Consider the following 24773-nt stretch of genomic DNA (forward strand, 5'->3'; position numbering starts at 1 on the left):
CCCACCCATTGGGCAAAATCGGCCTGCGCATCAAAACGAACGGCAGCGATGCAGGCCGGGAATAACCGTAATAATGGCATGAAACGCTACGGCGGTGAAGTCTGCCGTGCCGGCCGGTCCGCAAAATACCCGTGGCCGGGATGGCCCCGGGCAACGGGGGTTTACAGGACAACGTCCGCCGGCGCGTCGAGCAGTTCGCGGATAACGCTGGTGGCGAAGCTGCCCGCCGGCAGGGCGAACGACAACGCAAGCGTGGCGTCGTCGCGCCAGTGCCAACGCATATCGGCGGGCCTGAGCATCAGGGCGCGGCGCGCCGGTTCCAGCCGTTCCCGGGCCAATAATCCGAGTAATTCCGGTTGGCCGGACAGGCACTGCTGTTCAAACGCCAGCGCCTCGCGCTCGCTGCCCGGCAAACCGTCCCCGGGCAGCGGCGCGGTCAGGCTCAGTTCGCCGCTGGCCACGCGCGCGGGGGCGTCCGGCATATCCTCATCGGTGGCGACAAACCAACTGCCCCGGCCGGTAAGCTGCAGGGCGTCGCCGGCCAGCACCTGCCGGCGGCCAAGACGCTCGAGACGCTGGCTGGCCACCAGATTGAACAGCGCGCTGCGGGCGCTTGAGAGGTAGAAACTGCGTTTGCCGCGTTCCTTGACCTTGATTTCGCCACGCGCCCAGCGCAGCGCCCGATCGAGATTGTTGCCCTGATGGCCGAAACGCTGGCTGCCGAAATAGTTGGGCACGCCTTCGCGGGCAATGATATTCAGGCGATCTTCCACGGCGTCCCGATCGCTTATCTCACGCAATACCAAGTCAAAGGCATTACCTTTCAATGTGCCGATGCGCAGCTTGCGGCCATGGCGCGTACTGCGCACCACCTCACACCCCTCAAGACTGAAGGCGGAGAAATCCGGGGTTTCCTTGCCCGGCAGATGGAGGCAGAACCACTGTTCGGTCACCGCATGGCGATCCTTGAGCCCGGCATAACTTACCGACCGGGCGGGGATGGCGGCGAATTTGGCCAGCTCTTCGGCGACGAATACCGTATTGGCGCCGCTTTTACGCAACCGTACCAGCACGTGCTCGCCCGCGCCGTCAGGCTCGAACCCGAGATCTTCCAGCACCTGGAAATCCGCGGGCTGCGCCTTGATGATACCGGTAGCTTCGGGCTTGCCGTGCAGCCAGAATAAATTCAGGGGGTTGAGGTCGGCGATCATGCGTCTTTTAGCAGCAACGCCACCGCCTCGCAGGCGATGCCTTCGCCGCGCCCGGTAAAACCCAACTGTTCGGTGGTGGTGGCCTTGACGTTGACATCATCCATATGGCACGCCAGATCTTCCGCCAGATGAATCCGCATTTGCGGAATATGCGGGGCCATCTTCGGCGCCTGGGCGATAATGGTGATATCGATATTGCCCAAGAGGTAGCCTTTTTCCCGTATGCGCCGCCAGGCTTCGCGCAGCAGCGCGCGGCTGTCCGCGCCCTTGTAAGCCGCATCGGTATCCGGAAACAGCTTGCCGATATCGCCGAGCGCGGCGGCGCCGAGCAGCGCGTCGGTCACCGCATGCAGCGCCACGTCGCCGTCGGAGTGGGCGAGCAGTCCCTGGGTGTAGGGAATACGCACGCCGCCGATAATCAACGGGCCTTCGCCGCCGAACTTGTGGACATCAAAACCATGACCGATACGGATACGTTTCACCGGCTCTCCTTATTATTATGCTTATGCAATGGCGCTGTTTTGCAATTGGGTCAAATAGAATGCTGCCAGGGCTAAATCCTCCGGGCAGGTGACTTTAATATTATCCGCGCGGCCCGCCACCAGCAGCGGCCGGTAGCCGCAGTGCTCCAGCGCCGAGGCTTCGTCGGTAACGCGCGCGCCGTCCGCCAGCGCCCGGGCCAGGCAGGATTCCAGCAGGGCCAGGGGGAAAAGTTGGGGGGTCATGGCATGCCAGAGATGGTTGCGATCCACCGTATGGTCGATGGCATCGCCGCCGGCCCGCTTCATGGTATCGCGCACCGGCGTCGCCAGGATGCCGCCGATGGCGGTATGGGCGGTGATCGCCAGCAGGCGGGCCAGGTCGTCCTGATGCAGGCAGGGACGCGCGGCGTCATGCACCAGTACCCATTTTTCGTCGCCCGCCCGCCCGCGCGCCGCGCGCAGGCCCGCCATCACTGAATCGGCGCGCTCCCGCCCGCCGATAACATGACTGACGCGCGCGTCGCGGCCGATGGGCAGGGAGGCGAAATAAGGGTCATCCGCACTGATGGCGACAATAACATGGCGCACGCAGGACTGGCGCAGCAGCGCGTCGATGGCATGCTCCAGCAGGGTTTTACCACCAATGGCGAGGTATTGCTTGGGACAATCCGTGCCCATGCGGCTGCCGATGCCGGCGGCCGGCAGAATAGCAATGGTTGCGGGGAATGCCCCGGCCGACGTGGTCATTATTGATTGTCTTGTGAAGCAGGCGCCGCCGTCCGACGTTTAGACTGATCCGGCACCAGGCGATAGAAACTCTCTCCCGGCTTAATCATGCCGAGTTCATTGCGTGATCGTTCCTCGATGGCTTCTTGTCCATCGTTGAGATCATCGATTTCCGCGAATAATTGATCGTTGCGCGCTTTAAGCTTTGCATTACCGGCCTGTTGGACCGACACGTCGTCCTCGACCCGGACTAAATCGTGCACGCCATTTTTACCCAGCCACAAGGAATATTGCAGCCAGCCAAGCAATACCAGTAATAACAGCGTAAGTTTTCCCATCCCCGCCCCCTAAAAGACAGCCCAATCATCCCATAACTTGGGCCAGGACTCCACACCGGGCGCCAAAATGACGGGGAAAAGACGCTGAAGCTGCTTTTTTACGCGCATTTCCAATGCTTTTTTACGGTTTGTTACCCGTCGTAACCCCATTCTTACGCTTTACCAGCCGGTGAGCGAGGCGAACACCAGCCAGAACAGGCAAAAAACCGCCAGGCCGGTGCAGGCGATCATCAGGATCAGCCGGCCGGTCAGCAGAACGCTGAACACCAGGCCGATCAGCACCGATACCGGGATTAACGCCAGGAAAAAAGGCCAGGTATAGAGCAGGAAGAATAGCGCATTGGCGCCATAGGTAAGAATGGGAATGGCAAAGGCCAGCCAGTAGAAGATAAACCCCGCCATCGCCCCCCAAAAGCCATAAGCGGGCTCTTCGGCGGCGCGTTCGGCTACCGGGGCGGGGATAACCTTGGCCGGCATGACGCGCTTGGTCTGGGTGACGTTCAGCATACCTCTCACTTCCTGGGCTGGTGGTAACGCGGCCGGACGGCCGGTATACCGATGCGGCTTCTCAGGAACTGATGATAACGCGGCCACGCAGCAGGTCTAACAATTGCCCGGTCAAATGTGTTACCAATTGTTGGCCGTCAAGATGAATTTCCGCCTGCTCGGGAGCCTCGTAAACCGCGTCGATGCCGGTAAAATTAGGCAACCGCCCCGCGCGGGCTTTTTTATACAGGCCTTTGGGATCGCGAGCTTCACAAATGTCCAGCGGCGTGTCCACATACACTTCGATAAAGCGTCCGGCGGGCAGCAGATCGCGCACCATCCGGCGCTCTGCGCGATGCGGGGAAATAAAGGCGGTCAGCACCACCAGTCCGGCATCCACCATCAGGCGGGCGACTTCACCCACCCGGCGGATATTTTCCCGGCGATCCGTTTCGCTGAACCCCAAATCGCTGCATAAACCATGGCGCACGTTATCGCCGTCCAGCAGGTAGGTGCTGATGCCCAGCGGATGCAGGGCCTGTTCAAGGGCGCCCGCCAGGGTGGATTTGCCCGAGCCGGAAAGGCCGGTAAACCAGACCACCGTTCCCTGATGCCGGTGCAACTGTTCGCGATCCTCCCGGGTTATCGGGTGTTCGTGCCAGACAATATTGCTGTCGGGCGCCGCGGGGGATGGGGTATGCCGATCGGCCATGGTTATTTACCACCCAGCAAATCACGCGCGCCCCAGTGCGGGAAGTGGCGGCGCACCAGCGCGTTCAATTCCAGCTCGAATTCGCTGTGGCGCCGGGGCTCGGTAAAGACCTCCGCCAAGGGTTCGCGCACCATGCCCGCGCCGACGGTCACGTTGCTCAGGCGGTCGATAAAAATCATGCCGCCGGTCACGGCGTTATGCGGGTATTTATCCACCGCCATCGGCTCGTCGAACGCCAGCTCCACCAGACCGATGCCATTGAGCGGCAGGCTGTCGACCACGCGCTGGGTCAGGCTGTTGATCTCCACCTGATACTGGATATTTTCTATCCGGGCGCGGGTCTTTTTACCGCCGATTTTAATGTCGAAGCTTTGGCCGGCCACCAGCGGGTTGTCGGTCATCCAGACCACATCCACCAGGGCGTTGCGCACCGGGCGCAGCGTTTCAGCGCCATCCACCACCAGATCGCCCCGGCTGATATCGATTTCATCCGTCAGGACCAGCGTCACCGCCTCGCCTGCCCAGGCTTCGGCCACGTCGCCGTCGAAGGTCACGATACGGGCGATGGAGGACGTGACGCCCGAAGGCAGCACTTTTATCTGCTGTCCCACCCGCAGCACGCCCGCCGCCACGGTACCGGCGTAACCACGGAAATCCAGGTTGGGCCGGTTAACGTACTGCACGGGAAAACGCATCGGCTGCTGTTCATTAAGATTGATGACTTCGACCGTTTCCAGCACCTGCAGCAGCGTCGGGCCGTTATACCAGGGCATGGCGACGCTGGGCGTGACGACGTTATCGCCGTCAAGGGCGGAAATCGGCACAAACGTAATGCTCAGATCCACCGGCAGTTCCTCGGCGAAGTGCAGGTAATCCTGCTTGAACTGTTCAAAGACAGTCTGCCGGTAGTCCACCAAATCCATCTTGTTGACCGCCACCACCAGATGACGAATGCCCAGCAGCGTGCTGATAAAACTATGGCGGCGGGTCTGGTCCAGCACGCCTTTGCGCGCGTCGATTAACAGGATCGCCAGATCGCAGGTGGACGCGCCGGTGGCCATGTTGCGCGTGTACTGTTCATGCCCCGGCGTATCGGCAATAATGAATTTACGCTTTTCCGTGGAGAAATAGCGGTAAGCCACGTCAATGGTGATGCCCTGCTCCCGCTCCGCCTGCAGGCCGTCCACCAGCAGCGCGAGGTCCAGCTTCTCGCCCTGGGTGCCCAGGCGCTTGCTGTCGGAGTGCAGCGTGGTCAGCTGATCTTCATAAATTTGACGGGTATCGTGCAGCAGGCGGCCAATCAGGGTGCTTTTGCCGTCGTCCACGCTGCCGCAGGTGAGAAAGCGCAGCAGGCTTTTATACTGTTGCGCATGCAGGTAGGCTTCCACGCCGCCCTGTTCGGCGATCTGTTTAGCTATGGTCGTGTTCATGTCGATCGCTCCTTAAAAATAACCCTGACGCTTTTTCAGTTCCATCGATCCGGACTGATCGCGGTCGATAACCCGGCCCTGCCTTTCGCTGGTGGTGGACACCAGCATTTCCTCGATAATCTCGGGCAGGGTCTGCGCCGTGGAATCCACCGCGCCGGTAAGCGGCCAGCAGCCAAGGGTGCGAAACCGCACCATGCGCTGGCTGATCACTTCTCCCGGCTGCAGATCGATACGGTCGTCATCCACCATCAGCAGCATGCCGTCACGCTCCAGCACCGGGCGCGGTTTGGCGAGGTAAAGCGGCACAATTTCTATGTTTTCCAGGTAGATATATTGCCAGATATCCAGCTCGGTCCAGTTGGACAACGGGAAGACGCGGATGCTTTCGCCTTTGTTGATCTGGCCGTTATAGTTATGCCACAGCTCCGGCCGCTGGTTTTTCGGGTCCCAGCGGTGCAACCGATCGCGAAAGGAGTAGATGCGCTCCTTGGCGCGGGACTTTTCCTCGTCGCGCCGGGCGCCGCCGAACGCGGCGTCGAAACCGTATTTATTCAGCGCCTGCTTAAGGCCTTCGGTTTTCATGATATCGGTATGTTTGGCGCTGCCGTGGATAAAGGGATTAATGCCCATCGCCACCCCGTCCGGATTACGGTGCACCAGCAGCTCGAAGCCATAGGCCTTGGCGGTGCGATCGCGAAATTCATACATTTCGCGGAATTTCCAGCCGGTATCCACATGCAGCAGCGGAAACGGCAGCGTGCCCGGGAAAAACGCCTTGCGGGCCAGATGCAGCATCACCGAGGAATCCTTGCCGATGGAGTACATCATGACCGGATTGGCGAATTCGGCCGCCACCTCGCGGATAATATGGATGCTTTCCGCCTCCAGTTGCCGCAAATGAGTATGTCGTTGTTGATCCATTTTTACATCCTTAAGCCAGGTTAACCAACGTCGCGCGCTGTTGCGCCGCCGATTGTTGGACGCCAAACCAGGCAATTTCATCATGAAGGGTGACAACTTCGCCGATGACCAGCAAAGCCGGGGTGGACGCCTGTTGCGCCAGGGTGTCGAGTTGTCCCAGGGTACCGGTCAGCACCTGCTGGGAGGCCAGGGTGCCGTGGCTTATCACCGCCACCGGCGTCAAGGGCGAACGGCCGTGCAGGATAAGCTGCCGGCTGATGTCCCCTGCTTTCATCAATCCCATATAGATAGCCAGGGTCTGGCGGCCCGCCGCCAGCGCCGGCCAATCGAGATCGCCGCCGCCGCGGCGCGCGTGGCCGGTAATAAAGGTCACGCTTTGCGCATGGTCGCGGTGGGTGAGAGGAATGCCGGCGTAGGCGGTGGCGCCCGCGGCGGCGGTGACCCCCGGCACCACCTGGAAAGGGATGCCGGCGGCGGCCACCGCCTGTAGCTCTTCGCCGCCGCGCCCGAAGATAAACGGATCCCCGCCTTTCAGGCGTACCACGCGTTTGCCCTGCCGCGCGTGTTCGACCAGTTGCCGGTTAATCTCTTCCTGCGGCATGCAAAAGTCGCCGGCGCGTTTACCGACGCAAATCAGCTCGGCATCCCGCCGCACCAGTTCCAGCACCTCGGCGCTGACCAGGTAATCGTGGAGCACCACGTCCGCCTGCTGCATCAGTTGCAGGGCGCGCAGCGTCAACAGGCCCGCGTCGCCCGGGCCGGCGCCCACCAGTGCCACGTCGCCGGCCTGTCCGGCCGGCGCGTCAAGCTCCCGCTCCAGCGCCGCCTGGGCGTCGTCATGCCGCCCCTGCGCCGCCAGGCCGGCGAAACGCCCGTTAAACGCCCGCTCCCAAAAACGCCGCCGCGCGTCCATGACCGGAAAATGCTGTTTTACCCGCTCGCGAAAAGCGCCGGCCATCTCCGCCATCGGGCCAAGAAAGGCCGGCAGCAGGGATTCCAGTTTTTCGCGCAGTATGCGCGCCAGCACCGGCGCCTTTCCCCCGGAGGAAATCGCCACCATGATGGGCGAACGATCGACGATGGAGGGGAAGATAAACGAACACTGGGGCTGATCGTCCACCACATTGACCAGGATATGCCGCTGGTCGGCGGCGGCATAAACCTCGGCGTTCAGCGCCCGATCGTTGGTGGCGGCGATCACCAGGAACACGCCGTCCAGCATGTCGGCGGCAAAACTCTCCCCGAGCCATTGGAGATAGCCCGCTTGCGCCTGACGACCGAGATCGGGGGAAAGCCGGCGCGCAACCACCCTGACCTGTGCGCCGGCGCGCTGCAGTAGCAGGATCTTGCGTGCGGCAACCTCGCCCCCGCCGACCACCAGTACCGGACGCTGCCTGAGATCGGCAAAAAGAGGTAAATAATCCACAGCTACCTTTTATGATTTGGCTTAGCAATAATGTGACTATACGTCTTGCGATTAGGTTCTATGAAATAGTTAATTGGAATTACAATTGCTTTAATGGAATAACGGCGCCTTTCATGCGCGCGCGCCAAGAGGATTGCGGGCAACGAATCGTGCGATCAGCCGGTCGCGGCCATGGGTACAAATTGTATTGCCCGCGGGGCGGTACCATACTATAGCGCTGGGTTGAGCGGCGAAAACCGATGCCGTTCCCGTCTATTAAGGATACTGTTTTATGTTTCACCCCGGTCGCAGCAAGCGCGCCCGTTTAACGCTGTGCCTCGGCGCCCTGCTGGCGTTTTCCGCCCCCGCCGCCGCCTTCACTCCAAGCCAATACGCGCAAGAGCAGATTCGTTATATCGCTACCTATTTTCCCGGCCGCATGGCGGGCAGCCCGGCGGAACTGATGGCGGCGGATTATCTTCAGCGTCGGTTCACCGAGCTGGGCTTCCACAGCGATCTGCGCGCCTTCAATACCCGTTATCTGTTCCACGGCAGCGCCGGCAAAGCCGACTGGCGCAGAATTACCGCCACCTCGGTTATCGCCGCCCGTGCCGGCGCGGCGCCCGGCGAAGTGCTGATAGTGGCCCACGCCGATACCTTTATGCCGCGCAGCGATAAGGACCTGAATGACAATTTGGGCGGCCTGACGCTACAGGGGGTAGACGATAACGCGTCCGGCCTCGGCGTGATGCTGGGTCTGGCGCAGCAGTTGGGGCGCGGCACGTTGGCGGTGGGCGTGCGTTTTGTGGCGCTCAGCGCCGGGGAGCCGGAAACCCTGGGCGTGGATGATTATCTGCAACGCATGTCCGCGCAGGAAAAACGCAATACGCTGCTGGTGATCAACCTCGACAGCCTGGTGGCCGGCGAAAAGCTGCGGGTCAATTACAGCCCGGACAGCGGCGACGCCCGCCTGCAGGAACTGGTTAAAAACCTGGGCGCCCAGGCGCGCCAGGCGGGTATCCCGCTGCTCTTAAGCCCCGGCATCAGGACCTCGGCCGCTTGCGCCAGCGACGCGCTGCCGTTTGCCAAGGCGGGATTCGCGGTGCTGGATGTGGGTTCGGGCACAAACGGCGACAGTTGCCTGCAGCGCAAGCCCAGTCGTAACTTTCCCCAGGGCATGGCGCGTTACCAGAGCCAGCGCGATAATATCCAGTATCTTGATACCCACCTGACCGGACAAATCGGTAAACGCGCGCGCGACAGCATGAAACTGTTGTGGCCGCTGTTGCAAGGACTGACGCAGGGGGCTAAATCCTAGCCCGATGGAAATAAGGAGCATGCGGTAAGAAAACCGCATGCCGGTATCACAGCGAGGTGAGGCCCATACCCGGGCCGCCATAATTCAATACAGTTCTATGGCGGGAATTACAGCGAAAGCAAATTATAATTAATGACAGTAACCAACCATAAGAATAGGTTCAATTACCCTAAAGCGCATAATAATAAAGTAAAACGGCTGATTTTAAACAGTTACCCTTTGCATATATCAGATCTGAGTGGCAACGGAGATAATCGGTATCAATACTGTCCGCAAATTAATAATAAAATGAAACCATGCTTTTTATTAAAGCGTGGGCTGTATTGTCGCGGTACTGCTTTTCTCCTCAGAATAGACCATGATAGTGGAACCTGTAATGGCTAGGATAATGCCTATCAATGCATAAGCGGTTGGCAGGGTTTGGTACAATAATAATGATATTACCGCCGTAAGGACCGGGGCCAGCGCATTGGTGCAAGGCGCCACGATGATAGCCTTCCCCCTGGACAATGCCATCACCAGGAATAAGGCGCCGACGGCATTCAATACCTGGGTGGCGGCGGTAATAAGATAGGCGGCCGCCGGATAACTGCCGCTTTTATCAGGAATCATGGCATAGGCGATGGGCGCCAGGATCAGGCCCGTTAGCGTCATATAAAAGAAGATAGCGCTATCCTCAATGTGATTGTTGGACGCCCTTTTCATAAAAAACGCTTGCAACCCCCACGCCAGGCAAATAATAACTGAAAACACCAGCCACAATGAGCCGCTTACTGTCGTACCATCGCCCTGGCTTATGCTGAAGGCGAGTATCGACAATAGCGCCAGGATAATACCGATAGTACCGAGAAAATTAATTCTTTCTTTCAACAGCACCAGCGACATTATCACCGTGATTGCGGGTGAAATCGAGATAATGGGGAATACCAGATAAGCCGGAGCACCCATGCCGAGGGTTTTAAACAGCAATAACTGCCCGCCCGCACCGGTAAACCCGATCGCCAGCCCATAAAGTACCGCCTGCGGGGAAAAATCAATCTTTTTTCCTTTTAGCGTAAAGTAGCAGGGGATAAGCATGGTAATTGACCATATGATATAAACCCACTGATCAGGAAAACTGTATTTTTGGGTCGGATATGCGCTCACACCGCCCCACACACCCCAGGTTAATACCACCATCAAGGTATAGATTATCCACGAGTTGCTTTTCATTTTATTCTCCAATTTTAAGCTTATTGAGAACAGCGTTCGCCAGGGGATTACCGCTTATCTTTGCGGCATAAATAGCGGCCCCCATTGAGGGATTATATTTTGGTTGGCATACTAAATAGCTACCGCTGAGATTTGCCAGCTCATGCATAAAAGGATCAAGGATGATATCCCCGCAGTTAAAAACACCGCCGGTAAACGAAACCAGGGTGGTCTCATCGGGTGAGTACGCCAGATCTTTGCGCACCGAATCCACCATCATGGCGAGTTCACGGGCTGCGGTACAAAAAAGTTTATAGCTTTCTTTATCGCCCTCGACCGCCGCTTCATAGGCGACCCTGGCAACCGACGCGATTTTTGTCCGGTCTCCTTGCCATTTATTAAACACCAGATCATTGATATCAAGATCAACATCAATGTGGTATTTGCTTTTAATCAGATCATAGAGAATATCCATTTTCAGCCGATGATCGGACATTTTTGAAAACAAATTGAGGGCATTACAGCCGATCCAATAGGCGCTGCCCTCATCGCTGAACAGCTCCCCCCAACCGCCGCAGCGGGAGGTTTTTCCATTATGCTCGCCATAGGCGATCGAGCCCGTGCCGGAAACGATATTGATGCCGTCCCGGCAGCCAAGGCTTGCCGCCCAGCCGCAAACCATATCGTTATCGCAGCGATATTTTTCCGGGCTAAGCAACACGGCGGGAATCTGATCCAGAAAAGGCACATCCGCCGAGACTTCGCCGTAGGCCGGCAGGCCGAAAAAAGAATAATCAATCATGTCCGGCGCGATCTCGGCGCGCCGGCAGACTTCCGCGATACCGTTGACGATAATGGTTTTGCTGTTTTCGCGGCCGACGTTTAAATAGTAGCAAGTGGAAGCTTCATGCTGCGCCAATATCTCGCCATCCGAGTTTATCAGCACGAAGGCTGTTTTGGTGCCTCCCCCATCAACCCCGAGAAAGATCATGATTCACTCCCGATAGCCAATTTTCCGGCAGAACCGCAAATGCGGATTTTACTGTAAACCACCTCTTTCATGGCATCCATGCCTTCCCGCATGTAAAAGCGGGGATCGTTCGCCTGCGGATTCGCGGCGAAGTATTTTTTTACCGCGCCGGCAAAGGCAATTTTCAATTCAGTCCCGACATTCACTTTGCAGATACCCAGCTTGACGGCGCGGATAATATAGTCATCGGGCACATCGCTGCCGCCGTGTAATACCAGCGGGATGTCAATCCTGCCGTTGATGATGGCCAGCCGCTCAAAATCTATTTTCGGCGTGTCTTTATACAGACCGTGCGCCGTGCCGATAGCGATGGCCAGGCTGTCGATACCGGTAAGATTAACAAAGTCCACCGCCTCATCCGGGTCGGTAAGAAAGCTCGCGCCGGCGCTGACATTTTTATCATCTTCAATGCCGCCCAGCCTGCCCAGCTCCGCTTCCACGCTACAGTCATATTTATGGCAAAACGTCGTCACCTCCTGCACCAAGGCGACATTGTCGGCAAAATTCAAATGACTGGCGTCAATCATTGCGCTGCGGGCGCCGGCAAAAACTTTATCGCGGATATCGCTAAGGGCCTCATGATGATCCAGATGCAGCGCAATGGGGATATCAAAGGTACCGGCAAAGGATTGGCAAAGGGCGTGCAAATCCTTAAAAGAGATATGTCTGAAAGTACTGGGCGTGCCGGCCAGGATCACCGGCGATTGACGTTCGTGACAGGCTTCGAGCACCGCCTGTATCGTTTCGGCATTATGGATATTAAACGCGGGCACGGCAAAATTCTCAGTTTTTGCCCGTGCCAATAAATATTTTGTGGATACCATACGCATGATTTATACCCTGATTAACGACATTATCTGTCATGTGCTGTATTATTCGGTCACCGCGGCAGCGGGTTAGCTTATTTCTCTATTTCCAGCCTATGAATAACCACACCTTCGACGACTCTGTTTACCACGCCGCTGGGAGAAGGATTATCCGGCGAGGCGCCTGATTGCAGCGATGTCAAATAGGCATATATTTGCGCATAGAGTAAATAACAAAACCCAATATGGGCGTCATCGGCATGAGTGGTCTTTGGCAAATACAGATATTCGCCCTTGCCTATTCCCGGGACAGGACTGTCGGCGATGGCAACCACCCGGCGCGCCACGTTGTCATTCCTTAATTCGGCTAACAGATCCAGATCGTATTTTCTGGTGTAGGGCGAGTTAGAAATAAACACCACGACCAGGGTATTTCCGTCCACGATAGATTTCGGTCCATGGCGGAAACCGGTGGGACTATCAAAAAAGGTGCTGATCTTTCCGGCGGTAAGCTCAAGAATCTTGAGCGCCGATTCCTGCGCGATACCTTGCAATCCACCGCTGCCGAGGTATACCACGCGATGATATTCATCTTGGCCAAATAATGAGGTCGGCCGTTGCAGATATTGCTCAATAATATTTTGGCTATTTTCGATAATGGGCAAAAAGCTGGCAAGGTTATACTGCCTGGGCGCAAATACCGCCAGGCAGGCCAGCATCATGTTACTGACGCTGCTGGTCATGGCAAAGCCGCGATCGTGCGTTTCGGGCGGCGTCAGTAATGACAAGGTATTAGCGCTTTGAGCAAAATTCTGGTGTAACCGGCCGCGTTCATTACAGGTGATGATGAGATGGAAACATTGCCCCAGCATCTGGTTAGCAAGCTCTATTGCCGCCACGCTTTCCGGGCTGTTGCCCGAGCGCCCGAAGGAGACCAGCAGCGTGGGGCAGTGAGCGGACAGGTATTCACGGGGATTACTGACCAGGTCGGTGGTGGCGATGGCCTCTACGCGCAGGTTTAATTTTGGCAGCAGCGCCGGTACCAGGATTTTACCGATAAAAGCCGAAGTTCCGGCGCCGGTGAGGATAATCCGCAGATCCGTACGGGCCAATAAGGGCGTTAAAAAGGTATTGATGCGGTCCCGTTGCTGTTCAATCAGTAATAGGGTTTTGCGCCAGGTCGCCGGCTGCTGCATAATTTCCTGCGCCGTGGCGTGCTCCGGGTGATAAGGTGCTTTTACAGAATCAGTCATTTTTTCGTGCCTTTGATTATTCATGACAGGCTGATGAATATGCTTTAATCACATCGATAATTTTATCGATAATAATATCTTTCGGATTGAGAACTAATTTCCCATCCCTTACTTTGGCGTATTGTTCCGGCAAATACTGATTTAACAACGGCAGCGGAATGACCTGATTCCCCAAGTTTTGCATGAGCTTTTGGCAACTGCGCTGCACCCTGTCATGCGGCCAGTAGTACCTGATGCGATCCGAATAACTATACCGGCGCGATAATCGCTTAGCCTCTTCATCGCCGTGATAATGTTGCTGCCAATACCCGGGCTGCTCTTGCATCACCTGTTCAAGGGTGGCGCGTAATTCAGAGCGGTCCTGGCTGATAATTTCTTCCTCGATGCACTCCAGGGCAAACAACGCTTCGCGCAAAGCGAAGGTTAGCGCGGGGCCCACCTTAAGAATGGCGAAATGATCCCGCACCAGTTGCCGGTAAGCCTGGGGCCGTTGGTAATCGGTGGAATGGGCTTCATAGACCAGATAGGGATAGTCATCAATCATCCGGCTTAACGCGGCGGCAGGCCCGGGTTGGTAATCGATCACCTGGGTATGATCAAATTCCACGCCGGGCTGCACCACCAGCCCTATGACCCGGGGCCAGATGTCCGCCAGACCCTGCCGCGCAAAGGCGTCGCGATGGGCGGTAATTGTGCGCGCCGCGGCCTGCGGCGCAGTGACGTCCAGCTGCCGCAGATTCTCCTGGGCGCCGCCCGGAATCGGCACTTCCGTGCCGATAATGTAGACAATATCCTGGCAGCCGAAGGTGTCATGGCAGGTGATTTCAGCCACTTGCGCTAATTGCGCCGAACGCGTTGCGACAATCTCATCGCTCAGGGGTACGGCGTCATCCTGACAGGCCATGCTGCAATCAAGATGGATTTTTTTAAATCCCGCCGCCACATAGGCGGCGATCAGCACTTCCGCTTTGCTCATGGCCTGCGCGGCCGGCAGTCCCTGCCAACGGTTGGGTCCCAGATGATCGCCGCCCAGAATCAGCCGGCCGGCGTCAAAACCTATCGCCGCGGCCTGGTCCATGATGGCGTGATAAAAATCGGCCGGCGTCATGCCGGTATAACCGCCATATTGGTCGACCTGGTTGGACGTCGCTTCCACCAGCAGCAGCGTATTTTCCGCCTGCGCATGCCGCAGGGCGGCTTCAATCACCAGGGGATGCGCCGAACAAACCGCATAGATCCCGACCGGATGGCCTGCTTTATGCCGGGCCAGCAGCGTTTGCAGCGCCGCGCTTTGTGTTTCCATGAGTATTGCCTTTTATATCTTTCGTTGTGTTGTAAAAAGATTACATCATGACCATAAAGAAAGAAAATGAAAGATCAATCTCTGTGATAAAGATCAAAAAATAAGAAAACGAAATGGATAGCTTTACCCTCCCTTTCCTGGAGGTAACGTGCCGCCGGATGGATAAGGCCGGCGTCGGGTCTGGATTCCGTCGTTTCACCGCGGGGATGAAGAAAGGTTAAACAGTCGACATCATCTTGGGGGGTGGCTACAATAGCGTTAATAAGAAAGACATAAGGGAATGAAAGGTTTGGCGGTGATGAAATTAGGCGGATTCCTTTGCGGTTCTATAGCGCAACGGGGCAAATTTCGGCAGTGGAGGTGGTGATGAGGGATGCGATGTGATGAGCCCTGGCAATAGAACGATGACGACCAGCGCGCGGCGCGAGCGGATTGTCAGTCAACTTAAGGCGCAGGGAAGCGTGCAGGTGAATGTGTTGGCGGCGGATTTTAATGTGTCGACGGTGACCATCCGTAACGATCTGTCTTTTCTCGAAAAACAGGGCGTCGCCACCCGCGCTTATGGCGGGGCGATGCTGTCTCCCGCGTCCCCGGCGGAAGCGGAGCGGTCAATCGAAGCCAAGCGTTCGGAAAATGCCACCATCAAGGAGCGCATCGGCAAACTGGCCGCGTCGCTCATCACGCCGGGAAGCACCATTATCCTGGACTCCGGCACCACCACGTATGAAATTGCGCGGCAACTGCATAATCATGAGGAGGTCATCGTGATGACCAACGGCATGAATGTGGCGGAAGCGTTGATTGATGCCCCCGGGGTGGATTTATTAGTGACCGGCGGGCGGCTCAGGCGGCACTCCTTATCATTTTTTGGCGGCCAGGCCGAAATCGCGTTGCAAAACTATCATTTCGATATGCTGTTTTTAGGCGTGGATGGGCTGGACCCCCTGATGGGAGTGACAACGCATAATGAAGACGAAGCCAGGCTGAACCGCTGTATGTGCGATGCCTCGAAAAAAATCATCGTCGTTACCGACTCTTCGAAATTCCATCGCATTAGCCTGCATAAGATTATCAGTATCGAACGGGTGGATAAAATCATCACCGACAATAACATTCCGTCCTCCCTGCTGGATTTTTTCGCCGATAAAGGTATTGACGTCCTCCTCGTCGATGCCGAATAGCCAACGCCGCCGGAAACGTTAAGCCTCCGGCGGCGTTGTTGGTTATCGGCGAAGCCGCTGTTAACCTTCGTGCAGCCCGCACTCGCGCTTGAGGCCGAAAAAGCGCGTTTCTTCCTCGCTCATGCCCGGTTCCCATTTGCGGGTGGTGTGGGTGTCGCCCACCGACAGGTAGCCCTGCTCCCACAAGGGATGGTAGCCAAGATCGTGGGCTTTGAGATACTGGTACACCTGCTTATTGTCCCAATCGATGATCGGCAGCAGTTTAAATACCCCGCGCTGGATGGCCAGCACCGGCAGATGGGCGCGGCTGCCGGACTGCTCGCGGCGCAGCCCCGCCAGCCAGCTTTGCGCTTTCAGCGTGCTTAAAGCGCGGTTCATCGGTTCGACTTTATTGATCTGGTTGTATTTTTCGATCCCCTCCACCCCTTGCTCCCACAGTTTGCCGTAACGGGCCTCCTGCCAGGCGGGGGAAAGTTCCGCGCGGAATACCCGCAGATTGAGGCCCAGCTTGTCGGTCAGCTCATCAATAAACTGATAGGTTTCCGGGAACAGATAGCCGGTATCGGTCAGGATCACCGGGATATCCGGCCGCTGGCGGGTCACCAGATGCAGGCATAACGCGGCCTGGATGCCGAAGCTTGATGACAATACCGTTTCGCCGGGCAGGTTTGCCAGCGCCCAGCCCACCCGCTCTTGCGCTGTCAGGGTTTCAAGCTGACGGTTCGTATCAGCGAGCGCCGCCGTTTGTTCTTCTTTCGGCAACAGGTTCAGTTCGGTCAGGTTCAGGCTGCTCATAGGTGGCCCCTCGGGTTAGTCATAAAAATCCTGGGCTGAGTTAACCACCGGCTTGACGATACCGGCGCGGATAACAAAATCACCATAGGCTTCCTGCGGATGGCGTTCGGCCGCCCAGCGTCCGGCAGTCTGGTCGATAATGGCCAGGATCTCGTCTTCGGTGATGTTTTCCCGGTACATGCGCGGAATACGCTCACCGGCGCGATCGCCGCCCAGATACAGGTTGTAGCGGCCGATGGCTTTGCCGACCAGGCCGATTTCCGCCAGCATCGCGCGGCCGCAGCCGTTTGGACAACCGGTCACCCGCAGGATGATTTCGTCGTTGCCCAGGCCGTGGGCGGACATGATATCCTCCACCTTGGTGACAAACTGCGGTAGGAAGCGCTCGGCCTCGGCCATCGCCAGCGGGCAGGTGGGAAACGCCACGCAGGCCATGGACGCTTTACGCTGCGGGGTGACGCTGTCGTTAATCAGGCCGTACTTGCGCGCCAGGGCTTCGATTTTGGCCTTGTCCCGCGCGGGCACGCCGGCCACGATCAGGTTCTGGTTGGCGGTGAGCCGGAAATCCCCTTTATGGATGCGGGCAATCTCCGCCATGCCGGTTTTAAGCAGCCGATCCGGATAATCCAGGATACGGCCGTTTTCGATAAACAGGGTTAAATGCCAGAGGTTTTCCACGCCTTTCACCCAGCCGAAACGATCGCCTCGCTCGGTAAAGTGATAAGGCCGGATCGGCGCGAAGGATATGCCGGCGCGCCGTTCCACCTCCGCTTTGAAGGTGTCGACCCCGACCCGCTCCAGGGTGTATTTGGTCTTGGCGTTTTTACGGTTGGAACGATTACCCCAGTCGCGCTGGGTGCCCACCACCGCCTCGGCGATGGTCAGGGTATGTTCAAGCGCGATATAACCAAATTCGCTGGCCTTGCGCGGATAGGTGGTATTATCACCGTGAGTCATCGCCAGGCCGCCGCCCACCAGCACGTTAAACCCGACCAGTTGTCCGTTGTCGCTGACGGCGACGAAGTTCAGATCGTTGGCATGCACGTCGACGTCGTTTAGCGGCGGCACCACAACCGTGGTCTTGAACTTACGCGGCAGATAGGTAGGCCCCAGGATCGGCTCCTGGTCGGTGGTTTCGCTTTTCTCGCCGTCCAGCCAGATCTCGGCGTAGGCGCGGGTCTTGGGAAGTAAATGTTCGGAGATTTTTTTCGCCCACTCATAGGCCTGCTGATGCAACACCGATTCCACCGGATTGGCGCTGCACAGCACGTTACGATTGACATCCCCCGCCGTGGCGATGGAGTCCAGCCCCAGGCTGTGCAGCAGTTGATGCATTTGCTTCAGGTCGGGTTTGAGCACGCCGTGGAACTGAAAAGTCTGGCGGGTGGTCAGGCGCACGCTGCCGTACAGGGTATGCTCGGCGGCAAACGCCTCGATGCCCAGCCACTGCCGCGGCGTTATGATCCCCCCCGGCAGGCGGCAGCGCAGCATCATATTAATCAGCGGCTCCAGCTTTTGTTCCGTGCGTTCGGCGCGCAAATCGCGATCGTCTTGCTGATACATGCCGTGAAAACGGATCAGCTGGAAATTATCGCCGTTAAAGCCGCCGGTCAGCCCGTCGTGCAAATCTTCGGCGATGGTGCCGCGCAGAAAATTGCTTGCCCCTTTCAGCCGTTCATTATCGGATAAGGGGGGAGTAGGTTGTTTTTCACTCATCAGTAGACGTCCCGCTGATAGCGGCGCTCGATGCGCAGCTCGCTTAAAAATTCATCGGCCTGCTCGGTGTCCATGCCACCGTGCTCGGCTACCACGTCCAGTAATGCCTGCTCTACGTCTTTGGCCATATGGTTGGCATCGCCGCAAACATAAATATGCGCCCCCTGCTCGATCCAGCGCCAGACTTCAGCGCCTTTTTGCCGCAGCCGGTCCTGTACATAGATTTTCTCCGGCTGATCCCGCGACCAGGCTAAATCAATCGCGGTCAGCAGGCCCTCTTTTTTGTAGCGCTGCCATTCCACCTGGTAGAGAAAATCGTCGGTAAAATGCGGATTGCCGAAAAACAGCCAGTTCTTGCCAGCGGCGCCATCCGCTTCCCGCTGTTGCATAAACGCGCGGAACGGCGCGATGCCGGTTCCGGGTCCAATCATGATGACCGGCGCGTCGGTATCGGCCGGCAGGCGGAAATTGTTATTGTGCTCGATAAAAATGCGTACCCGATCGTCCTCGGCCAGCCGGTCGGCCAGATAGCCGGTGGCGCCGCCGGTGCGCGGCCTGCCATCCACCTCATAACGCACCACGCCCACCGTGATATGCACCTCGTCGCTGACCTCCGCCTGCGACGAGGCGATGGAATACAGCCGCGGCGTTAGCGGACGCAACAGCGCCAGCAGCTGATCCGCGCCCAGTTCCACCGGCGCCTGGCGCACCATATCCACGATCGGCGTCGATTGGGCGTACCGCTGCAGGCGTTCCTTGTCCGCCGTCAGCGCCAGCAGCGCCTCGTCGCGGGCCATGGCGGCATACTCCCCGACGATAAGGGTAGTGTTCTGGGTCAGTTCGTAATGAGCGCGCAGCGCATCGGCGAGGGATAAGGTTTGTCCTTCCACCGTCACCGTTTGTCCGCCGTCCAGCCATAGCAGCGTCAAGAGTTCGTCCACCAGCGCCGGGTCGTTTTCATACCAGACGCCCAGGGCGTCTCCCGGCTGGTAACGCAGGCCGGAGTCGCCGAGATCGATTTCGATATGGCGCACGTCTTTCAGCGAGCTGCGGCTGGTAATTTTTTGCGACGCCGCAATGGCGGCCACCAGCGGCTGTTCTTTGGTATAAGGCGTGGAATCGACTTCATCTACCGCGCCGCTGAGGGTTATCTCGTGCCGGGCCGCGCTTTCCTGCGGCACCCGCGCTTGCAATAGCGCCACGATATCCCGGCGCCAGGCTTGCGCCACCGGCTGATATTCAACATCGGCGTCAACCCTGTCCAGCAGCCGCTGGGCGCCGAGCTCGGCCAGACGCGCGTCAAAATCCTTGCCTATCTTGGCAAAGTGCTCATAGGACGTATCGCCGAGGCCCAATACCGCAAAGCGCGTATCGGCAAGCCGGGGGGCTTTTTTCGAAAACAAGTATTTATACAGCGCCACCGCCTCTTCCGGCGGATCGCCCTCGCCCTGGGTGGAGGCGACGATCACCAGCAGCTTTTCCTGGGCGATGTGTTTAAATTTATAATCGCCGGCGTTTACCAGGGTGACATCCAGTTTGGCGGCGATCAAATCGTCGCGCAGCTGTTCCGCCACCCGCCGGGCGTTGCCGGTTTGCGACGCGGACAGCAGCGTAATGGCGTGCGCCTGCGTCGGCGCGGGCGCCGGAGGGGTACCGGCGACGGGCGTCTGGTTGACCTGCCCCCAAAAATAACCGGATACCCAGGCCATCTGCAGCGGCGAAAAATCACCGGTTGCAGCCTGCAGGCGGGCGAGTTGTTCCGGATTCAGCGGGAGCAAAGAAGTTGGTGGGGCCTGAGTCGTCATTGCTGTTCGAATTTCCTTGTGCGTACCAGTAGGGCCGGGCGTGTATTAAGGGATCACCAGAGTTTGTAAGGTTACTCAGTGCGACGCAATCAATAAAGGATGCGATGGCAATAATAAATAACTAAATAGCCTAAAGAGTTATTTCGGTAAAACTTATCACTTAAACTGGTTAAGAAAGCGGGCCGCCTCATCCACCAGCAGCGGACTTTGATGCCCGGCGCCGGATACGCTGATAAATTGCCAGTGAAACGGCATCTTCTGCTGTTCCGCCAGGGATTGCGCACGCCGGAAATACCAGCCGGCGCGTTCAAGCCGGTTCTTTCCCTGCGCCTGGGCCTGCGGGGTGCTGCGCATCGCGGTGCGCCGGGTGCGCCTATCCTGCTCTCCGACCATGATAAGCGTCGGCCGGGCAAAGAAGCGGGCTTCCTGGGCGGCATCCAGGGTAAAAGGCGCGCGCGCCAGCCCGTAGGGCCAGGACCGGCGCGGATCCGGCGGCGTCCACCAGCCGGCCGAGGCGCAGACCACCGCCCTGGCCGGCATATCCGGCAGCGCCATCAGCATCCGGTGGACAAACTGGCAGCCGGCGCTATGGCCGTACAACAGATAGTCGCTGCGGCGCGTAATGCCCTCGCGCCGCAGCGCGTTGAAAACATCGCCAATACGGGAATAGGACCATTGCGCTGCCGGGAGGACCGCAGGACCCGCCGCGGTATTGCCCAACATATAGCCCCGCGCGCCGGGATAACGCGTGCCGGGGAATTCGGGCGCTATAATCAGGAAATGGTAATGATTGGCCGCGGCGATCCATTGATCCCGCGCCTGGGCGCCGTCGCGTTTGACCCCGTGCAGCACCATGACCACCGGCATATCGCGCGCATCGGCCATCGGACGATAGAGATAGACCCTCATCGCGCCGTCGGCCGTGGGTATGGCGAGCGTTTCTCCCCCGGCGGCGCTGACGCGGCACGCGCACGCCGTCAGGGCGCATAACAGCCACAGCCCGGCGGTTCGCCGCGGCGAGAGGAATAAAAGCAAGGATTGGACCGCGTTCATGGTGTTTTGATGGCCCCTTAGCCAACTTATTACGGGTTGGCGGCACATAACATAGAATCATAAGCCGCATTTCGGTACCATGCAGCGTTTGTTTTGACAAGAGGCCCTATAGTGGTAACCACGTTATTTAAAGAATTTACTTTTGAGGCGGCGCACCGTTTGCCGCATGTGCCCGACGGTCATAAATGCGGGCGTTTGCACGGCCATTCGTTTATGGTGCGCGTGGAAATCACCGGTGAAGTGGATCCGTTCACCGGCTGGGTGATCGACTTCGCCGAGCTCAAGGCGCTGTTTCGGCCGATCCTCGACCAGCTTGACCATTATTATCTTAATGATATCCCCGGCCTGGAAAACCCCACCAGCGAAGTACTGGCCCACTGGATTTGGCAACAGCTTAAACCCCGCCTGCCCCTGCTGAGCGGCATCATGGTGAAAGAAACCTGTACCGCCGGCTGCATCTATCGCGGCGATCAATAACAGGCTCCGGCATCCGCCTGGCAAAGTCGCGCTATCGGCGGCGCGCCGGATAACGGCTTAGCCCCCGGCGGTGCCGGCCCGGGCCTGTCGTTTCGCCGGATCAGGCGATATTCAGGTATTTGTGGGTTTGCATGGACAGGCGCCAGTTGCGGGCGATGCAGGTGGCGATGCACAATTTCGTGGCGGCGTCCTGCCGGCTGACAGGCTGCAGGGCGATAATACGCGGTTTATCGTCTTCAAGTGTGGCCAGCAGCGCATCAAGCTGTTCGATATCCCGCTCCCGCGCCACCGGATGTTTAATCTCATCGGCGCGTTCCAGCGCCTGGGGCAGAATCGCCATACCGCCGCGCATGCCCACTTTAGGCGACACCGTTACCCAGGTCTGGCTGGTGCAACGCACCTCGTGGGTACCGCTGGTTTCAATCTGGCAGCTGAACCCCTGCTGTTCCAGCACCTGCGTCAGCGTATACAGGTCGTGGATGCACGGCTCGCCGCCGGTAATCACCACATGCCGCGCGGTATAGCCCTGTTGTTCAATCATCGCCAGCAGTTCCTCCGGCGTAACCGTGGCCCAGCGGTCGCTGTCGGCGGTTTTTAACGTAATGTCCCCCAGAGGGGCCTCCCGAAGCGGGTCCATTTCCCAGGTATGTTTGGTATCGCACCAGCTGCAGCCCACAGGGCAACCCTGCAGGCGGATAAATATCGCCGGCACGCCGGTAAAATAGCCTTCGCCCTGAAGCGTCTGGAAAATCTCGTTAAGCGGGTACTGCATGATGTTCTCGATTAATTGCCTAGCTATAAGGGCGGTGATTATTACATTTTAGCTGAAGCAGACCAAATTTCTCTTGCCGGCGGCACAATACCTAATGTTTCCTCACTGCCGCGTTACCCCCACAAAAGGCAACTGGCAATAAAAACCATTCCCCGGCGTCATCACACCCCGCTCGCGCGCGTTCAACGATACTGCCCTGTATCAGAGGTAAGTCCGCGGATGCCATTCCGCTTTTCTTTTTGAGACCTAACAGGAGCCAGATATGGGCACTTATGATAACGAAAGACCAGATAATTATCCTGATCAACGCGAGCATGAGAATGACTACGCCAATTACCCTCGGAATGAGGACGGTTACCGGGATCCCCATCATTATGGGCACGGCGGCCACGTCCCTCACCGGGGAGGAAGCGGCTGTCATGACTATCCGCCTCCGCTTTGCCAGCAGGATTTCCCGCGCGATAACTGTTACAGCTACATTGATAAAAACTATTACCGGGAAGTCGAGGCGCGCCACGGACGCGTGATAAACCCGCCATCACGCGCCCAGTTTCTGGTCAATGAGGGTTTGTTGGCGGCCTGGGAAGCCAATGAAATGGAAGGGGGCAAAAACTTTCCCGCCACCACAGGCGGAACACCTCCCCCACCGTTTCAAACCGATGCCTGGGGCGCCGCGCCGCCGCCTGATGGCTTTATCATCAGCGGCGGCAGGACCGGTAACCGTAATAGGGTCAATTTTACCGATGCCGAGCTAAACCAACTGGCGCCCCGGTTTGCCGGCTGGCCCAGGCTACGGGTAGCGCCGGGCCAGCGATTTAATGTGGAATGGTTTTATCAACAGGCGCATGTCACCCGGGGCTATCGCTGGTTTATCACCCGTGACGGCTGGAACCCCAATCAGCGTATTACCCGCGAGCAGCTCGAATCAAGACCCTTCTATGAGGATATCAGTCCGCTGGTTCCCTTCAATAATTTTCGTGACCAGTTGATCCCGCGGGTTTTTCATAGCGCCCCGATACCGTTTAACAAAAGAGGTCATCACATTATTGTCATGGTGTGGGTAACTGCCGATTCGCCGAACGGATTCTATCAGGGTTTTGATGTGGATATAGGTTAAGCCAAATAAACACTCCGCCGCTGGCCGATGGCGCTGCGGCGGCATATTAATATTACCAATCAGATCAGCACCAGGATCGCAGCAACTCTGCAATTAATTATACAGGCTATAATCCCAAACCGACCGCGTATGGATATTGATAATGGCTTTTATCAGGCCTTTGATGTGGATATTAATCAAATTAAATGCGCAACGAAATTATGTCCTGCCGCCGTCTATATCAACCGGGCGCGGGATTAACGTTATTTACGCTCATTCCAATGTTGAGCCGAGAGGGTTATCAAGCATAAAAGGCATTTGGCAACAAAAAACATTCATGATTGCAATCACATATTAATCATGAACCGTCAATCACAATGACCGTGTAATAATTTTGAAAATGGTACGGCCCTACTATTTCTAAATATATTACTTTTCATTTCAGGAGTGAACTATGAGCCATGTAGATTATAATCAAGATCCCAATCGCCCTGATGCCTATCGCAACGCCGATCACAATTCGGTTGAAAATTACCGCCCTGACTGTCCGCAACAGCCGCCTCATCCTTATCCCGTCAAACCGCCCTGTGGCGGTATTTATCCGGAGCCCTACCCTTTTTACCAGCCGCTCGACCCGCTAACCGGTCGCGTAGTGTCGCCGGCTTCACGCGCCCAAATTCTTCTGAATGTGAACGGCTTGGAATTCTTTACGGTAAATCAAACCACCGGTGGCAAAAATTTTCCCAACTTATTTGGTGGGCAAGTACCCTTTCCGTTTCAGGAGGATGTTGAAAGCGCAACGCCTCCCCCGGATAATTTTATACTTAGTGGCGGTCATCTTGATCAGCGCGGTAGAATTAATTTCACCGATGCGGAATTTGCTAATTTTCGCCCTCAGTTTACGGAATGGCCAAGACTGCGGGTAAATCCCGCTGAGGTATTGCGCATCCAATGGCTGATAGATGCCCCTCGAATTACTCGTGGTTACCGTGCTTTTATTACCAGAGATAACTGGGTGCAAAATGTACGCTTAACGCGAGCGCAGATTGAACCCGCCCCATTCTTTGATGAAATAAATCAGGCGAGCCCCTGGTTCGCTCATCAGGGTAGTCTACCGCCACGTTTAACATTTGATATGTCGTTACCTTTTAACAAACGAGGCCATCACGTCATCCTATTGCTTTGGCTCGTTGCCGATCAACCCTTTGCCTTTTATCAGGCATTTGATGTTGATTTTGGCTAATGTAACCGGCTTATTACATTTTC

The 24773-nt window shown here is 57.2% G+C and carries 24 protein-coding genes; 5 read left to right on the forward strand and 19 right to left on the reverse strand.

Going from position 1 to position 24773, the window contains the following annotated elements; translation table 11 throughout:
* Window positions 1-161: 161 nt before the first annotated feature.
* From truD to cysG, 9 genes are all read right to left on the reverse strand, one after another.
* Window positions 162-1211 (reverse strand): tRNA pseudouridine(13) synthase TruD, encoded by a 1050-nt coding sequence (gene truD / locus ACL2XM_RS16445; protein WP_413722176.1) that lies wholly within the window; start codon window positions 1209-1211, stop codon window positions 162-164.
* The gene (gene ispF, locus ACL2XM_RS16450; protein WP_410016612.1) at window positions 1208-1684 is read right to left on the reverse strand and encodes a 2-C-methyl-D-erythritol 2,4-cyclodiphosphate synthase; all 477 of its coding nucleotides are present in this window, start codon (window positions 1682-1684) and stop codon (window positions 1208-1210) included. Before ispF ends, truD begins: the two co-directional genes overlap by 4 nt.
* Window positions 1685-1714: 30 nt before the next feature.
* Window positions 1715-2440, reverse strand: a complete 726-nt coding sequence (gene ispD / locus ACL2XM_RS16455) for a 2-C-methyl-D-erythritol 4-phosphate cytidylyltransferase (RefSeq protein ID WP_413722175.1) — start codon at window positions 2438-2440, stop codon at window positions 1715-1717.
* A complete protein-coding gene (gene ftsB, locus ACL2XM_RS16460) occupies window positions 2440-2757 on the reverse strand; it encodes a cell division protein FtsB (RefSeq protein WP_331122399.1) in 318 nt (105 codons plus the stop codon). The genes ispD and ftsB overlap by 1 nt, the downstream gene beginning before the upstream one ends.
* 159 nt (window positions 2758-2916) lie before the next feature.
* Window positions 2917-3234, reverse strand: a complete 318-nt coding sequence (locus ACL2XM_RS16465) for a DUF3561 family protein (RefSeq protein ID WP_413733229.1) — start codon at window positions 3232-3234, stop codon at window positions 2917-2919.
* A 91-nt stretch (window positions 3235-3325) separates the two neighbouring features.
* Complete coding sequence (gene cysC / locus ACL2XM_RS16470; protein WP_410016334.1) at window positions 3326-3955, reverse strand: adenylyl-sulfate kinase; 630 nt, start codon at window positions 3953-3955, stop codon at window positions 3326-3328.
* A 2-nt stretch (window positions 3956-3957) separates the two neighbouring features.
* Window positions 3958-5385, reverse strand: a complete 1428-nt coding sequence (gene cysN, locus ACL2XM_RS16475) for a sulfate adenylyltransferase subunit CysN (protein WP_413731254.1) — start codon at window positions 5383-5385, stop codon at window positions 3958-3960.
* A 12-nt stretch (window positions 5386-5397) separates the two neighbouring features.
* A complete protein-coding gene (gene cysD / locus ACL2XM_RS16480; protein ID WP_410016336.1) occupies window positions 5398-6306 on the reverse strand; it encodes a sulfate adenylyltransferase subunit CysD in 909 nt (302 codons plus the stop codon).
* 10 nt (window positions 6307-6316) lie between these two features.
* Window positions 6317-7732 carry a siroheme synthase CysG gene (cysG, locus tag ACL2XM_RS16485; protein WP_410016337.1) on the reverse strand — a complete coding sequence of 472 codons (1416 nt, stop codon included), beginning with the start codon at window positions 7730-7732 and terminating at the stop codon, window positions 6317-6319.
* A 271-nt stretch (window positions 7733-8003) separates the two neighbouring features.
* On the opposite strand from cysG, the gene ACL2XM_RS16490 reads away from it, so the two are divergent.
* Window positions 8004-9029 carry an aminopeptidase gene (locus ACL2XM_RS16490; protein ID WP_413722174.1) on the forward strand — a complete coding sequence of 342 codons (1026 nt, stop codon included), beginning with the start codon at window positions 8004-8006 and terminating at the stop codon, window positions 9027-9029.
* A 306-nt stretch (window positions 9030-9335) separates the two neighbouring features.
* Here ACL2XM_RS16490 and ACL2XM_RS16495 read toward each other — a convergent pair whose 3' ends face one another.
* From ACL2XM_RS16495 to kbaZ, 5 genes are all read right to left on the reverse strand, one after another.
* On the reverse strand, window positions 9336-10241 hold the full coding sequence (locus tag ACL2XM_RS16495) for a DMT family transporter (RefSeq protein WP_410016339.1): 906 nt from the start codon (window positions 10239-10241) through the stop codon (window positions 9336-9338).
* Between the two features lies 1 nt (window position 10242).
* Window positions 10243-11211, reverse strand: coding sequence for an N-acetylglucosamine kinase (locus ACL2XM_RS16500; protein WP_410016340.1), 969 nt, complete (start codon window positions 11209-11211; stop codon window positions 10243-10245).
* Window positions 11208-12080: a tagatose bisphosphate family class II aldolase gene (locus ACL2XM_RS16505; protein WP_410016341.1), complete on the reverse strand. Its 873-nt coding sequence runs from the start codon at window positions 12078-12080 to the stop codon at window positions 11208-11210. Before ACL2XM_RS16505 ends, ACL2XM_RS16500 begins: the two co-directional genes overlap by 4 nt.
* 71 nt (window positions 12081-12151) lie before the next feature.
* Window positions 12152-13309, reverse strand: a complete 1158-nt coding sequence (locus tag ACL2XM_RS16510; RefSeq protein WP_413722172.1) for an SIS domain-containing protein — start codon at window positions 13307-13309, stop codon at window positions 12152-12154.
* 16 nt (window positions 13310-13325) lie between these two features.
* A complete protein-coding gene (gene kbaZ, locus ACL2XM_RS16515; RefSeq protein ID WP_413722171.1) occupies window positions 13326-14612 on the reverse strand; it encodes a tagatose-bisphosphate aldolase subunit KbaZ in 1287 nt (428 codons plus the stop codon).
* 383 nt (window positions 14613-14995) lie between these two features.
* On the opposite strand from kbaZ, the gene agaR reads away from it, so the two are divergent.
* Window positions 14996-15793, forward strand: a complete 798-nt coding sequence (gene agaR, locus ACL2XM_RS16520) for a transcriptional repressor AgaR (RefSeq protein ID WP_410016344.1) — start codon at window positions 14996-14998, stop codon at window positions 15791-15793.
* 60 nt (window positions 15794-15853) lie between these two features.
* Here the strand turns inward: agaR and ACL2XM_RS16525 are convergent, their stop codons facing one another.
* The 4 genes from ACL2XM_RS16525 to ACL2XM_RS16540 all read right to left on the reverse strand — a co-directional run bounded on the left by ACL2XM_RS16525 (window position 15854) and on the right by ACL2XM_RS16540 (window position 21162).
* The gene (locus tag ACL2XM_RS16525) at window positions 15854-16588 is read right to left on the reverse strand and encodes a phosphoadenylyl-sulfate reductase (RefSeq protein WP_410016345.1); all 735 of its coding nucleotides are present in this window, start codon (window positions 16586-16588) and stop codon (window positions 15854-15856) included.
* Between the two features lie 15 nt (window positions 16589-16603).
* Window positions 16604-18304, reverse strand: a complete 1701-nt coding sequence (gene cysI, locus ACL2XM_RS16530; protein ID WP_410016346.1) for an assimilatory sulfite reductase (NADPH) hemoprotein subunit — start codon at window positions 18302-18304, stop codon at window positions 16604-16606.
* Window positions 18304-20109: an NADPH-dependent assimilatory sulfite reductase flavoprotein subunit gene (cysJ, locus tag ACL2XM_RS16535; RefSeq protein ID WP_413722170.1), complete on the reverse strand. Its 1806-nt coding sequence runs from the start codon at window positions 20107-20109 to the stop codon at window positions 18304-18306. Before cysJ ends, cysI begins: the two co-directional genes overlap by 1 nt.
* 156 nt (window positions 20110-20265) lie before the next feature.
* Complete coding sequence (locus tag ACL2XM_RS16540) at window positions 20266-21162, reverse strand: hypothetical protein (RefSeq protein WP_410016348.1); 897 nt, start codon at window positions 21160-21162, stop codon at window positions 20266-20268.
* 108 nt (window positions 21163-21270) lie between these two features.
* On the opposite strand from ACL2XM_RS16540, the gene queD reads away from it, so the two are divergent.
* Complete coding sequence (gene queD, locus ACL2XM_RS16545) at window positions 21271-21639, forward strand: 6-carboxytetrahydropterin synthase QueD (protein WP_410016614.1); 369 nt, start codon at window positions 21271-21273, stop codon at window positions 21637-21639.
* Window positions 21640-21739: 100 nt separating this feature from the next.
* Here the strand turns inward: queD and queE are convergent, their stop codons facing one another.
* Window positions 21740-22411 (reverse strand): 7-carboxy-7-deazaguanine synthase QueE, encoded by a 672-nt coding sequence (queE, locus tag ACL2XM_RS16550; protein WP_410016349.1) that lies wholly within the window; start codon window positions 22409-22411, stop codon window positions 21740-21742.
* 262 nt (window positions 22412-22673) lie between these two features.
* On the opposite strand from queE, the gene ACL2XM_RS16555 reads away from it, so the two are divergent.
* Together ACL2XM_RS16555 and ACL2XM_RS16560 are read left to right on the forward strand one after the other, a co-directional pair.
* Entirely contained in the window at window positions 22674-23528 is an 855-nt protein-coding gene (locus ACL2XM_RS16555; RefSeq protein WP_410016350.1) for a lytic polysaccharide monooxygenase auxiliary activity family 9 protein, read from the forward strand.
* 433 nt (window positions 23529-23961) lie between these two features.
* Entirely contained in the window at window positions 23962-24750 is a 789-nt protein-coding gene (locus tag ACL2XM_RS16560) for a lytic polysaccharide monooxygenase auxiliary activity family 9 protein (RefSeq protein WP_410016351.1), read from the forward strand.
* The last annotated feature ends 23 nt before the right edge of the window (window positions 24751-24773 follow it).

This window comes from Sodalis sp. RH20 (assembly GCF_047324205.1).
Classification (GTDB): Bacteria; Pseudomonadota; Gammaproteobacteria; order Enterobacterales; family Enterobacteriaceae; genus Acerihabitans.

Bases quoted from the DNA above. Each gene is read 5' to 3' on its own strand.
- cysD (WP_410016336.1), bottom strand. From the start codon at position 6,306: ATGGATCAACAACGACATACTCATTTGCGGCAACTGGAGGCGGAAAGC.
- ACL2XM_RS16555 (WP_410016350.1), top strand. From the start codon at position 22,674: ATGGGCACTTATGATAACGAAAGACCAGATAATTATCCTGATCAACGC.
- agaR (WP_410016344.1), top strand. From the start codon at position 14,996: ATGAGCCCTGGCAATAGAACGATGACGACCAGCGCGCGGCGCGAGCGG.
- cysN (WP_413731254.1), bottom strand. From the start codon at position 5,385: ATGAACACGACCATAGCTAAACAGATCGCCGAACAGGGCGGCGTGGAA.
- ACL2XM_RS16500 (WP_410016340.1), bottom strand. From the start codon at position 11,211: ATGATCTTTCTCGGGGTTGATGGGGGAGGCACCAAAACAGCCTTCGTG.
- ACL2XM_RS16540 (WP_410016348.1), bottom strand. From the start codon at position 21,162: ATGAACGCGGTCCAATCCTTGCTTTTATTCCTCTCGCCGCGGCGAACC.
- ACL2XM_RS16465 (WP_413733229.1), bottom strand. From the start codon at position 3,234: ATGCCGGCCAAGGTTATCCCCGCCCCGGTAGCCGAACGCGCCGCCGAA.
- cysC (WP_410016334.1), bottom strand. From the start codon at position 3,955: ATGGCCGATCGGCATACCCCATCCCCCGCGGCGCCCGACAGCAATATT.
- ACL2XM_RS16505 (WP_410016341.1), bottom strand. From the start codon at position 12,080: ATGCGTATGGTATCCACAAAATATTTATTGGCACGGGCAAAAACTGAG.
- cysI (WP_410016346.1), bottom strand. From the start codon at position 18,304: ATGAGTGAAAAACAACCTACTCCCCCCTTATCCGATAATGAACGGCTG.
- ACL2XM_RS16525 (WP_410016345.1), bottom strand. From the start codon at position 16,588: ATGAGCAGCCTGAACCTGACCGAACTGAACCTGTTGCCGAAAGAAGAA.
- ispD (WP_413722175.1), bottom strand. From the start codon at position 2,440: ATGACCACGTCGGCCGGGGCATTCCCCGCAACCATTGCTATTCTGCCG.
- ACL2XM_RS16490 (WP_413722174.1), top strand. From the start codon at position 8,004: ATGTTTCACCCCGGTCGCAGCAAGCGCGCCCGTTTAACGCTGTGCCTC.
- ftsB (WP_331122399.1), bottom strand. From the start codon at position 2,757: ATGGGAAAACTTACGCTGTTATTACTGGTATTGCTTGGCTGGCTGCAA.
- ACL2XM_RS16510 (WP_413722172.1), bottom strand. From the start codon at position 13,309: ATGACTGATTCTGTAAAAGCACCTTATCACCCGGAGCACGCCACGGCG.
- cysJ (WP_413722170.1), bottom strand. From the start codon at position 20,109: ATGACGACTCAGGCCCCACCAACTTCTTTGCTCCCGCTGAATCCGGAA.
- kbaZ (WP_413722171.1), bottom strand. From the start codon at position 14,612: ATGGAAACACAAAGCGCGGCGCTGCAAACGCTGCTGGCCCGGCATAAA.
- ACL2XM_RS16560 (WP_410016351.1), top strand. From the start codon at position 23,962: ATGAGCCATGTAGATTATAATCAAGATCCCAATCGCCCTGATGCCTAT.
- ACL2XM_RS16495 (WP_410016339.1), bottom strand. From the start codon at position 10,241: ATGAAAAGCAACTCGTGGATAATCTATACCTTGATGGTGGTATTAACC.
- queE (WP_410016349.1), bottom strand. From the start codon at position 22,411: ATGCAGTACCCGCTTAACGAGATTTTCCAGACGCTTCAGGGCGAAGGC.
- truD (WP_413722176.1), bottom strand. From the start codon at position 1,211: ATGATCGCCGACCTCAACCCCCTGAATTTATTCTGGCTGCACGGCAAG.